The sequence below is a fragment of the Gilliamella sp. Pas-s27 genome (assembly GCF_009795865.1).
Lineage (GTDB): Bacteria > Pseudomonadota > Gammaproteobacteria > Enterobacterales > Orbaceae > Gilliamella.
Genome location: NZ_WTEW01000068.1, coordinates 1 through 2,108, shown reverse-complemented (window position 1 = coordinate 2,108; position 2,108 = coordinate 1). Strand labels below are relative to the sequence as shown.

At 33.3% G+C, this 2,108-nt stretch carries 2 protein-coding genes; both read right to left on the bottom strand.

Features of this window, described 5'->3' with window-relative positions:
* A partial coding sequence (locus tag GQ589_RS11610; RefSeq protein ID WP_160426387.1) for a hypothetical protein occupies positions 1 to 512 on the bottom strand: 512 nt, incomplete at its 3' end.
* An 18-nt stretch (positions 513 to 530) separates the two neighbouring features.
* Complete coding sequence (locus GQ589_RS11605; protein WP_160426385.1) at positions 531 to 1,583, bottom strand: M23 family metallopeptidase; 1,053 nt, start codon at positions 1,581 to 1,583, stop codon at positions 531 to 533.
* Between the last annotated feature and the right edge of the window lie 525 nt (positions 1,584 to 2,108).

The following is a 2,108-nucleotide window of genomic DNA, read 5'->3' as shown; positions in this document are numbered from 1 at the left end:
CTATATATTTTTATCCCAACGATATTTGCTTCTTCATTTTTCTTTTTAGATACTATCACTTTAAAATAAAAATCCTTAGTACTATGCTGTTGTAAATAATCTATATTGTTAAATTCTGCTTCACGTAATGAACGTTCATCGTATTTTTTATATTTAAATATTTCATGTAAATTTATCTTATCGCCGTTAAGAGAATGCCCAGTTAGATATTGATAGGCATCTGCATCATGATTAAATATGCCTCTATCAAAATTCTCAATAACTATTTTATCTAATACTTCTGAAGAATATACATAAGAAACTTCATAATTAAATATATCATTATGTTTGCTGAGAGAATTTAACTCTTTGACTTGATGCTCTTCGTCATTGAGATAAATAGCATTTTCGTCATCAACAAAATAAAATTCTGCGTTATCTTGCCCAATAGTACCGGTATAAATACGAAAAATAGCATGACTCATAGCGGGAATTAAGACTAACGATAGTAATATATATTTTATCTGCTTCATTTTTATTATTCCTTAAATTCATTTCTGTTTTGTGCGTTGCTGTTTTGCTTTCGCTTCTTTCTCTTTTTTAGCCTGCTCTTCTCTCTTTTTTCTAGCTTCCTCTTCTTCCTTTCTTCTCTCTTTTACTTTTGTCTGTTCATCCTCATCTATTGGCTGTAAGTTAACAAAGAATGCGGGGTTGATTTTATAACCTAACTTATTAGTTTGCGGATCATACGCGGTAGAGCGGTTAGATATTGGATTCATTGCTATTTCAAAATGCAGGTGAGGATTAACGACATGTTCAGCATTACCTGTATCGCCAGTATAGCCAATTAAATCGCCTGATTTAACCATGTCACCCACATTTAAATCAGTACGTTTAGTACTTAAATGACAATAGCGTAAATAAAAATAGTCAGCATTAATATTAAAATCCTTGGCTTGTTCAATTTCCCCATCGTCTGGAAATTCAAGGACCGTATCATTTCGTGAGTTTCTTAAGTCCTCCCCTTTAACTTTGAGGATGAGTACATTTCCGTATCCTATACCTTTGTCATTCTTATCCTTAACTTCAGCAATGTAGCCCTCTACTTTACCGTCTAAACACGCATAACAAGGGGTATTGATATCAGCAAATATATCTAAACCCGCATGTGATTTTGCCCCTCCATTTCTTACAAAACCAAAAGCGCCATTGAATTCTTTCTTATATCCTAATGAATTATATTTCGTCCGTTGTGGGTTTTCTAATGGCTCATGCCAAAGTGTTGTGTCAATATTAAAATAATCAATCATCGCCACTGGGTGAATAAACCATGCCTTACCATCAGCAGATAGCTTGGAAAGTGCTGGGGTATCGGTACTGGCGGTTTGCGTTGCTTGCGCTTGTGCCACTTGTTGCCACCACAGTGAGGGTTTAATGCGTTGCGCTTTTTCTAGTTGCCAATTTTTTTTGACATGTTCATGCGCTTCGTCTACTTTTTTCATCGCAATATCACGCTGATAAAGCTGGGTGATTCTCCATTCATCTAATCCTGCTTCAATAAGCGTTTTTTGTTGTTGTTTCTCTTCTTCAAATAAGTCATCCACTTCGTTCCATTTGCTTAATGCTTCATCGGCATACCATTCACTTTCATATTTTACCAGTAAATGCCCTATCAGCTAGGCTGTCCAATCTTTTCATAACATGGTTTTGAATTGTTCTTTTACAAAAAACATTTTTCGTTTATTTAATTATGGCTCATCACCTGGCTCTACCACAGCTTTTTCACAATCTTGTCTTTCTTTTTTAGTACACTTTCTTTGAAAAAATTTTTCATTATCATAAGCAATACAATATTGATCTAAATAATTATATTTTTTAGTATTTAGATTAAAATAATACATTTTATTTATGGTAATACTTGTTGGATCTATAAATTCATTACCGCAAGTTTTAGTACTAGTTGCGATTTTTTTTCTGAATCAAAACGAATGGTATATCCCTCTAGATTAGCATTAATAAATTTATTTTGCGACTTATCATAAATTGTAGTAGCTCAAACTTAACCTGACAGACACCTATTACTCATCGGTTTTCATTTTAACAAAATGCGTGTCCGATGAGCAAAATAA